This is a genomic window from Gilliamella sp. A7 (genome assembly GCF_002142015.1).
In the GTDB taxonomy this organism is placed as follows: domain Bacteria; phylum Pseudomonadota; class Gammaproteobacteria; order Enterobacterales; family Orbaceae; genus Gilliamella; species Gilliamella apis_A.
On sequence record NZ_NASN01000069.1, the window covers coordinates 1 to 10,527 of the forward strand.

General features: G+C 28.7%; 8 protein-coding genes. All 8 read right to left on the minus strand.

From position 1 onward, the window contains the following. Window positions 1-752, minus strand: a 752-nt coding sequence (locus B6D18_RS11555) for a glycosyltransferase family 2 protein (RefSeq protein ID WP_086364586.1), incomplete at its 3' end; no start/stop codon positions are given. A gap of 42 nt (window positions 753-794) precedes the next feature. Next, window positions 795-1,772, minus strand: a complete 978-nt coding sequence (locus B6D18_RS11560) for a glycosyltransferase family 8 protein (protein ID WP_158092586.1) — start codon at window positions 1,770-1,772, stop codon at window positions 795-797. 92 nt (window positions 1,773-1,864) lie between these two features. After that, window positions 1,865-2,971, minus strand: coding sequence for a glycosyltransferase family 10 domain-containing protein (locus tag B6D18_RS11565; protein ID WP_144063991.1), 1,107 nt, complete (start codon window positions 2,969-2,971; stop codon window positions 1,865-1,867). 26 nt (window positions 2,972-2,997) lie between these two features. After that, window positions 2,998-4,755 carry a lipid A export permease/ATP-binding protein MsbA gene (msbA, locus tag B6D18_RS11570; RefSeq protein WP_086364589.1) on the minus strand — a complete coding sequence of 586 codons (1,758 nt, stop codon included), beginning with the start codon at window positions 4,753-4,755 and terminating at the stop codon, window positions 2,998-3,000. Window positions 4,756-4,784: 29 nt separating this feature from the next. After that, complete coding sequence (gene msbA, locus B6D18_RS11575; protein ID WP_371328905.1) at window positions 4,785-6,527, minus strand: lipid A export permease/ATP-binding protein MsbA; 1,743 nt, start codon at window positions 6,525-6,527, stop codon at window positions 4,785-4,787. A 204-nt stretch (window positions 6,528-6,731) separates the two neighbouring features. Further along, entirely contained in the window at window positions 6,732-7,877 is a 1,146-nt protein-coding gene (locus tag B6D18_RS11580) for a glycosyltransferase (protein ID WP_086364590.1), read from the minus strand. A gap of 82 nt (window positions 7,878-7,959) precedes the next feature. Beyond that, window positions 7,960-9,258 (minus strand): UDP-glucose/GDP-mannose dehydrogenase family protein, encoded by a 1,299-nt coding sequence (locus tag B6D18_RS11585; RefSeq protein ID WP_086364591.1) that lies wholly within the window; start codon window positions 9,256-9,258, stop codon window positions 7,960-7,962. Next, on the minus strand, window positions 9,248-10,216 hold the full coding sequence (locus B6D18_RS11590; protein ID WP_086364592.1) for a UDP-glucuronic acid decarboxylase family protein: 969 nt from the start codon (window positions 10,214-10,216) through the stop codon (window positions 9,248-9,250). Before B6D18_RS11590 ends, B6D18_RS11585 begins: the two co-directional genes overlap by 11 nt. Window positions 10,217-10,527: the final 311 nt, after the last annotated feature.

Genomic DNA, 10,527 nt, shown 5'->3' on the forward strand with positions numbered 1-10,527 from the left:
ATGAAATAAACTAGTTCGATGATATCTTGTTTATCTTCTTTATCATAATTCTCTCTTAAATAAGATTGAATTCGCGACCATGTTTTAATATCACTCTTATATAATTCAGTACTATAAATTGAATTAGTAACAGATTGATTTCTATAAAAATAGTTAAACAACTGCTCTCTAACTGCATAAGCTTCAGTTTGACTTATTGCTTTGATAGTAAAAAAGATATCTTCACAAATTTTAAGATCATCATCAAAATAAATATTATTCCGAAGCAAAAAAGAACGCTTAAAAAGTATCCCGGAGAAATGGAAGCTTTTCTCAATAAAACTTTTAAGGATATTCCCTTCTTTAAAAGGCAATATTTCTTTAACAATATTATTTTTTTTAATGCGATTAAAACTACAATAAACTATATTAGAATTTGTTTGTTGCTGGCGACTTAACATTTTCTCTAAAAAAGTCGTTGCATAAGTATCATCACTATCTAAAAAACAAACAAACTCTCCTGCTGCACAATTAATACCTTTATTACGAGTAATTGACACTCCATAATTATCTTGATGAAAAGCTATTGCTTTATTATTATTTTTACAATAATTGTCAATGAATTCTCCTGTCCCATCTGTAGACCCATCATTTATAATAATAATTTGGTAATTTTGATAGGTTTGAGCCTCTATTGATTTCAACGTTTCTTCAATAACATCTATTGTATTGTATGCCGGAATAATAACAGATATAAGTGGGGTATTGTTCATATAAACCTTAATCACAATTAGCTAAAAAATATTATTAATAAACTATACTTTTAAAAATTTATGTTTTAGATATAACATATAATAAAAAAAAGAACGAAAATATTTATGCTTCCGTGATAAATATTTTGAATAACGTCGTGTTGTAGATGGGGAGTGATTGTTAGCTAATAACAGTTTTGTATTTTTCCATGGTGAATCATCTATATATTTTTTATAGATCGGAGTTAAATACAGTTTGAACCAAGGTTTACTTCCCGAAGTATAATGTATAATAGCCGCTCCCATTTCGGCTTTTTTTTGATCTTCAAAACCTTGCGCTGTTAATAATGTTAAACAATTAAATCTTTCTGGTAGAAAATAAATTTTATTTTTTAATAAAATATTTAATACATCTTGATCTGGAAATTTATACTCAATTCCTTCATTTAACAAATTAAGTGACAGTTCAGTTATATTAGCTTCATTCCAATTTTCAAGATTATATAAAATAACTCCTGAATTAAAATAACTACCATATTCTAATTGAAATTTTTTGCACTGAGAAACTTGAGTATTCTCAACATCAGCTACGGCTGCAATAATTTTATCATTAAGATCTGTATTAAAAAGTTCATCTAACGAAGATAGACAAATTGTGTCACTATCGATATAAAGTAATTTGTTAACATTTTGGGATATAATTAAAGGTGCAATAATTCGTAAGCACGCCGAAATAGGAAAAGATTTTGTATTATTTGAATGAATTCTAAATTTATCATTAATTGAATATTGAGTAATTGAAACAAGATTTGATGATAGCTCAGCTATTTTAGATTGATTTTCAGCACTTACATTTTGCATAAATAAATGGAAATGTAATCCTCTGTTTGGATTATTATGAATAATAGAATACATATTAACGCCAGCGGGAAAAGCATAATTATCATCAAAACAAAGTAAAATATGTAATGGATTATCAATTTCTTTATCATTGAAAGCGATAACTTTTTTATCTTCAACACACCCATTTATATCGATCATTACCAATTCCATATTATTGAATAAGTTAATAGTTCATTAAAAAATAAATACTCAGTTAGCTAAAAATAATTTTCTAATTTGATATAAGCAAATTAAAACTGATTCTTTATGTAATTTTTATACATGTAATCCTCATTATTGCTGAATTTCTGAACTGCTAAAAAATTTTTCATTATTGCATCTTTTCTGGAGGTATAATCATCTTCGCTGCATTGTTTGATAATATTTTCTATATTATCAATTTCATTTTCACTAATCCTTATAATACCGTCCTCGTCAAAAAATTGCCCTATTTTACTTGCCCCAATATAAATAGGGATGGTTTGAGTTGCGAAACAGTTAGTTAATTTTTCAGTAAAACAATAAGGCGATATTTCATTCTCAAAAACAATCGAATAACGGTAATCACGTAATGTTTCATACGGGTCAATAAATTGGCCACCATCAAATGTGCCATAAGTATCAACATTAGGATTATTTTTTAATTTATTCGCCGTTAGAATTCTTTTTAAATGTAGATCACATAATTTTTTATTCGATGATAACATAGAGATGCTTTTACATTTTTCATAAAATAAATTTTGTTGAAATATTTCATCTAAGCTCGGTAACAAAACAAAATCACTGGCAAAAAGTTTTATATCAGCACAAAAAGGCACAAATCGAGCATTTGGTATATCATTTAGAATTTTTTCATCATAAGTGAATATTAAATCAAAATCTTTTTCTAATCCTTGATATTTTGAAAAGATTTCATAACTATCTGGTTTAATACCTTTCGTCTCAATTAAAGCACCAAAACGGCTGGTTGGAGAGCCCATCGTTTCCAACATTCGCCCATGAGTATAAAGATGTAGGGGCAGTTCAAAATTATATTTATCCCAATATATTAAATTACTTGTTTGCGCAGAGGCATTTGGCTTATAGTGATCCCTTAAAAAAATAACTCTTAATCTCTCCCCTTTTTTATTATAAATTTCAGGTTCAACCGGGCATAATTGAACGTTATGTTTATAAATTGGAATATAAATATCTTTATAAACTTTGGCTTTTTTTCTCGTCAAAATATAAGGAGGATTACTACCATATTTTTTCTTTAAAAAATACTTCTTTTTTCTGTCTTTTACAAATAGATTAACACAATCTATAACAATCCTGCTTATACTCATTGTACACCTTATATTCCTTAATTCACTCAATCCTTAAAATTATAATATTGAATAAACTAAAATTGATTTGCCTGATATAATTTTGCATAAATGCCATTTTTTTGGAGCAATTCGTTATGTGTTCCATTTTCAACTATTTCTCCAGAATCAATAACTAATATATTATCAGCATTTTCGATAGTTGATAATCTATGTGCAATAACAATAGATGTTCTTCCCTTCTGCAAATCATTCAGAGCCTTTTGTATTGCATGTTCTGATTCTGTATCTAATGCTGATGTCGCTTCATCCAAAATTAAAATTGGATTATCACGTAAAAGTGCACGCGCAATTGCAATTCTTTGTCTTTGCCCACCGGATAATAGTATTCCACTTTCACCTACCCTAGTATCAAAGCCATGTTCACATTGCATAATAAAATCGTATGCATTAGCTTTTTTAGCTGCTTCTTGAATTTGTTCACGAGAATACTCACCAATTCGACCATAAGCTATGTTATTAGCTATTGTGTCATTAAATAAATGAACATTTTGGGATACTAAACCTATTTGATTACGTAAACAATACAGTGTAAAGTTACGAATGTCATCACCATCAATTAAAATTTCTCCTTGTGAAACATCGTAAAATCGAGTAATCAAGCTAGCTATTGTTGATTTACCAGATCCTGATCGCCCTACTAATGCAACCATTTTTCCAGCAGGTACAGAGAAACTAATATTCTTTATAGCTAACTCTTGTCTAGTTTCATAACCGAAAGAAACATTCTTAAATGAGATATTTCCTTGTACACGATCAACATTAATAATACCTTTATCAACCTCAAGAGGTTGTTCAAAAATTGAAAATAATGTTTGACATGCAGCCATACCTTTTTGAAAATTTGCATTAACACTGGTTAAATTCTTGATAGGTTGCATTAAAGCAACTAACGATGAAAAAACAACAGTAAACTCTCCTGGTGTAATGTTTAAATTTGGATCACTTGCCGTTAGCAGTACAAAAGCAATAGCTAACGAAATAACAGATTGAATGATTGGTGTAGATAATGCCGAAACTGAAACTAGTCGCATACCATCTCGACGAAATTTGTTATTTACTTTCTCAAAATTTTTAGATTCTTCTTCTTGAGCACCAAAAACAATAATCTCTCTATGTCCTTTTAACATTTGCTCTACTGACATAGTGACATTGCCCATTGAATTTTGCATACTTTTCGCTAGTTTTCTAAATTTGACGGAAATAAAAGTTATCAATGCTATTACAATAGGAGTAACTATGATTAAAGATAATGATAGTTGCCAGCTATTGGAAAACATTGTATAAAATAGCCCACAAATAAATGCTGATTCACGAATAATAGTAATTAAGGCATCAGAAGAAGAAGCGGCAACTTGGTCTGTATCGTATGTAATTTGCGATAATAATCTTCCTGTTGATGACCTGTCAAAGAAGGTAACAGGAGCATCAACATAATGAGCAAAGAGTCGCTGACGAATACGCATTATGATTTTACCGGAAATAAATGCTAATAAAACTGAATAGCCATAATTAGCCATTCCTCTAATTAACACTAAACCAAATATATATAAAGGCGCCATATATAGAAACTTTTGGTCATTCATAGAAAAACCTAAATCTAGTAAAGGACGCAATAAACCAATCAATGAAGTATCCGCGAATGCACTAACTATTAATAATATTATTGATAGGAACAGCACAAACTTATGCTGTGTAATATATGGCCATAGTTTTAAAAAAGTTCGCCAAGTTGATATATCTTGATTAAAGGTTTTATGTTTATTATTACTCATATTATTATTTATTTAATAAATTAATTTTCTTATGAATTAAATTGCATTTTATGCATTAATGCATAAATACCATCCAGCCCAATAAGTGTTTGATGATTTCCATCTTCAATAATTCTTCCATTATCAATCACTAAAATACGATCTGCTTTTTCAATTGTAGATAATCGATGAGCAATAATGATTGAAGTTCTATTCTTTTGTAACAATTCTATAGCTTCTTGCACAAGCCGTTCTGATTCATTATCAAGTGCTGATGTGGCTTCATCCAAAATTAAAATAGGATTATTACGTAATAGTACTCTTGCAATTGCAATACGCTGTCGTTGTCCTCCTGATAATAAAACACCATTATCGCCAATTTCGGTATCAATTCCTTTATCTAATTTATCTATAAATTCCATAGCATTAGCTAATTTAGCAGCATTGATAATCTCTTCTTGGCTATGCAACCCTCTCTCACCGTAAACAATGTTATCTGCAATTGTTCCATTAAATAAATGCACTCTTTGAGAAACATATCCGATTTGGTTACGTAAAGACTTTAATGTATAATCTTTAATATTAATATCATCAATGAAGATTTGGCCTTTTTCTAAATCATAGAATCTAGGAATTAAACTTGCAATAGTTGACTTACCTGCTCCTGATCTACCAACTAAAGCAATCGTTTGGCCAGCCTCGATTCTGAAATTAATATCATTAAGTATAGGCTTATTGCCTGATGGATATTGATAGGTTACGTCTTTAAACTCAATATTTCCTTTAACATTTTTAGCTACAATTTTACCACTATCAACTTCAAGCGGTGTGTCTAAAAGTCCAAATAAAGATTCGCATGCAACAGCACCTTTTTGTAATTCAACATGTAAACTTGTCAATTCTCTTAAAGGTCGCATTACTGCAATCATAGCAGAAAAAACAACTGTAAAAGAACCTGGCGTAATATCTAAACTTTGACTTGCAACTAAAAATAATATAAACCCTAAACCAAAAGTTGCAATCATTTGCACAATAGGAGTTGATAATCGTGATATTAATTCTATTTTTAACATATCACATCTAAATATATTGGTAATTTTGTTAAAATTGTTTTTTTCAAATTCTTTAGCATTAAAAACTAAAACATCTTTGTGCCCTTTCAACATTTCATCAGCAGCAGTGGTAATTTCGCCCATTCCTTTTTGCATGGACATCAATTTTTTTCTAAATTTCTTAGCAATAAATTGAGCAACCCAAATAATAAATGGTACCAGTATAATTAATACCAATGCTAACTTCCAATTACCATAAAACATAACAACACATAACCCAATGGCATAAGTTATTTCTCGAACCAAAATAATTAAGGCATCAGAAGAAGCTTTAGATAACATTTGTGTGTTATAAGTTATAATAGATACAAGATCACCGACAGTTTGTTTATCATGAAAACTTACTGGACACTTTACAAGATGATCAAATACCATTTGTCTAAATTTAGTTATAACTTTTCCTGATAACCAAGATAGACAATATGTAGAGGCATAATTCGATACGCCTCTTAATGCAATTAAACCTATGATCGAAATAGCAATAATAATCAATAAAGAATAATTTTTATCCATTAAACCATTATCAAGTAGTGGTTTAGTCAAAGATATTAAAGCCGAATCTGTAACAGCATTTAATAAAAGCCCTAGTACTGCAATAAATAAAGCTTTTTTGAAAGGTTTTACGAATGGCCATAGTTGAATCAATGCTCGTAATGAGCTAAATTTTTTTGACATAATCAACTGTATATACATTAGAAAATAGCTAGGATTATACTATAAATTCTTATTAGTCGCTAATCTATTAGATAAAGAGGATTTATAAGAAATTAACGAAATAAAAAGGTTATTAATAAATAATATTTTTACTAAAAAATCAATGCGAAACAATAGCACTTAATTTTTTAAAGTGCTATTTAGAATTTATTCATAAATAATTTATTAATTTTATAATTTTTTATAAATTCGATATAAATAATATGGAAAAAGCAAATAACTGCGAAAAATAACTAATATTTTTCTAATAGTTAAATCAATAAACTTAAATATTTCCCTAATCTTTTTATTAAGAGAAGGATTATTTGTCTTATTCTCTTGATCATTATCTTTATTTTTTTCTTTTATATTATATAACTGAGCAAAAAATTTATAATTTTTATCTTTGGACATATTTAAATAATAACGTTCATCACATTCTTGAAAAATATTTAAATCCAAATCGAAAATTAATTTTTCATTGCAATAATCTATGAAACGATCCATTTGATCCTTATTTGCGCATTTCAACATTACCCATTGCATCATAGATGTTAATTTATACATAAAAAGTTTTTTATTAATAAGAAAATTATTATTTTCAAGTAATTTAATATAAAAATATTTTAAAGCATCAATAACATCAAACAACTTTTTATCATCATTGACTGAAAAATAAGTCTTATGCATTATAGAATTACTTCTAAACACATAATTATATAGTTTAAAATCAATACCATATATATTTTTGGATGAGCAAAGATATTGCAAAATAAATGCCATATCATCATGATAATGACCTGAAGGAAAATCAATATTATTCTTATCAAGAATGCTTTTTTTGAAAATCTTATTCCAAAGTACACTATTAATTTTATGTTTAAGTTCAACTGTAAGTGTATGATATCCAAAAGTATTTAGCTTATGATAAATTATATCATCATCACGTACCTTATACGATTCATCCTCCTTAACTATATTACAATCACACATAACCATATCAACATCTTTTAGTCTAATAGTTTGTAACATTTTTTCACACATATCAGGTTCATACCAATCATCACTATCACAAAACATTATGTATTCACCTTGTGCAATCGCTAATCCTCGATTTCTAGCAATTGCAGGGCCTTTATTCTCTTGACGTAATAAAATAATATGTGAATGTTTACTAGCATAATCTTTTAAAATTTTAAATGATTCATCAGTAGAACCATCATCAATACAAATGATTTCAATATTACTTATAGTTTGATTTAATAAACTATCTATACTTCGTACTAAATATTTATCACAATTGTACACAGGTACAATAATTGAGATATCTAATGACATTATGGCCTCATATTATTAAATATTGAATGATTGTTATTTTTAACTATAAATTTTACCTACTTATAGTTAATATTCTTTTGATTTATTGGCCTATTCTCTCATATGAAAAGCCAATTTTTTTAACTAGTTCTGAATTCAAAATGTTGCGTGTATCAAAAATATTTTTATGTCTCATATGCACCATAATTTTATGTAAATCACAACTTTTAAAATCTTCCCACTCAGTGAGGATGACTAAAATATCAGCATCATTAGCAACAGAATACATATTATCGGCATAATCTATTTTATCACCAAGAAGCTCATTAGCATTTTTCATTCCTTTAGGATCATATGCTGTAATCTTCAATTCATACTTCAATAATTCAGCAATAATTTCCATTGCAGGACTTTCTCGGCAATCATCTGTTCCACCCTTAAAAGTTAATCCTAAAATAGCAATTTTCGGAGCATAGATATGATTAATTTTTGATATTATTTTTTTTGCAATATTCTGTTTCCTTTTTTCATTACCTTTTATGGCTGCGTCAATAAGTGTAAGTTCTACACCATTTTGTTTAGCCATAAAATGCATTGCATAGGTATCCTTAGGAAAACAACTACCACCATAACCCGGGCCGGGATTTAAAAACTTATTACCAATACGAGAATCTAATCCCATTCCTTTTGCAACTTCATCAATATCTGCATTAGCCTTTTCACAAAAATCAGCCATTTCATTAATATAGTGTATTTTCAACGCTAAGAAAGCATTTGAAGCATATTTTATTGTTTCACTTGATCTTCGCTTCACAAATAAAATTTTGGATTTTTCTGCAAACGGTTTATATAATTCAGTAAGTACATTCTTAGCAGAATCTGAATCAGTTCCTATTATAATGCGATCAGGATTGAAAAAATCATAAACAGCAAAACCCTCTCTCAAAAACTCAGGTAAAGATACAACATCAAATTTTGCGTGCGGATTTGTTTTAGAAATTAATATTTCAATATCATCACCAGTGCCAACCGGAACAGTCGATTTTGTAGCAATAACGGTATATTTATTTAGATATTGTGCGAGCTCAGTAGCGGCAGCATGAACATATTTCATGTCAGCTTCTTTTGTTTCCGGATGAGGAGGGGTTCCAACAGCAATAAGCACGATATCTGCACCTGTAATGCCTTCTTTCATAGAGTTTGTAAATGAGATATTCCCTTTCGCTAAATTTTTTTTCAAAAGCTCTTCTAGGCCATCTTCAAATAATGTTATTTCACCTTCTTTTAATCGATTTATTTTAGAAATTTCTCTATCAATACAAATCACTTGATGACCTAATTCAGCCAATCCAACCCCTGTAGGTAAACCAACATAACCAGTTCCAATAATACTAATCTTCATAGCTATTGTCCTCTGTGAATAATTCAGATTGGAAGTAATCTATTGTTTTTTCTAGACCAATATTCAAATTAATCTGTGGTTCCCAGAATAATTTATTTTTTGCAAGTGTTATGTCTGGTTTTCGTTGTGCAGGATCATCCTTAGGCAAATCACAATATACAATCTTTGAATTCCCTCCAATTTTTGCTATTACCTTTTCGGCGAGTTCTTTTATCGTAAATTCCTCTGGATTTCCTATATTTACAGGTCCGACAAAATCATCATGACTATTCATCATTTTTATCATCACATCAATGAGATCATCCACGTAACAAAAAGATCGAGTTTGATTTCCTTCGCCATAAATAGTAATATCCTTACCTCTTAAAGCTTGACAGATAAAATTACTAATAACACGACCATCTTTTGGATCCATTTTCGGCCCATATGTATTAAAAATGCGTATTACTTTAATTCTGACATTTTCTTCACGATAATAGTCAAAAAATAAACTTTCAGCGCAACGTTTACCTTCATCATAACAAGCTCTTACACCATTAGGATTAACATTTCCACGATAATTTTCAACTTGAGGATGCACTAAAGGATCACCATAAACTTCTGAAGTTGAAGCTAATAAAATTTTGGCATTTTTCTCTTTTGCCAATTCCAAAAGATTTATTGCACCATAAACACATGTTTTCGTAGTCATGATTGCAGCTTTACCTTGATAGGCTGGAGGAGAAGCGGGACAAGCTAGATGATAAATTTGATCTATTTGCTTATCAATTACTAAAGGTTGAATAACATCTTGTTTAATAAATAAAAAATTGGGATGTTCAATAATGGAATTTAAATTTTCCATTCTTCCGGTATAATTATTATCAATACTTATTACAAAATTACCATCATTAATTAGTCTAATGCATAAATTTGATCCTAAAAAACCACTGCCACCTGTTACCAAAATACTTGCCATCCATAACCTCCAATATTAATGACCTTGTTATTACGTCAACAAATTAAAGTGCTACAAAATTTTATCAATAGGTTTAAATTTAATTAATTTAAAAAATTAAATCTTATTTCAGTTAAACAATTGTTGGGGTGGAGATTAATGCATCTGCTATTCACAGAATGATTTGTATATGTATTTAAGAAATAGTTGCAAAATAATTGCGCAACAGAGTATAACTACTTTAGTCTTTTTTTCAAATAAATTTTGCAAAATTTTTTATTTTAAATAAATAATATATTTATAAAAATAGATAAAATTCATCTAATTAAAGA

Coding starts and splice junctions, on each gene's coding strand:
- B6D18_RS11560 (WP_158092586.1), bottom strand. CDS start 1,772: ATGATCGATATAAATGGGTGTGTTGAAGATAAAAAAGTTATCGCTTTC.
- msbA (WP_086364589.1), bottom strand. CDS start 4,755: ATGAGTAATAATAAACATAAAACCTTTAATCAAGATATATCAACTTGG.
- B6D18_RS11580 (WP_086364590.1), bottom strand. CDS start 7,877: ATGTCATTAGATATCTCAATTATTGTACCTGTGTACAATTGTGATAAA.
- B6D18_RS11585 (WP_086364591.1), bottom strand. CDS start 9,258: ATGAAGATTAGTATTATTGGAACTGGTTATGTTGGTTTACCTACAGGG.
- B6D18_RS11590 (WP_086364592.1), bottom strand. CDS start 10,216: ATGGCAAGTATTTTGGTAACAGGTGGCAGTGGTTTTTTAGGATCAAAT.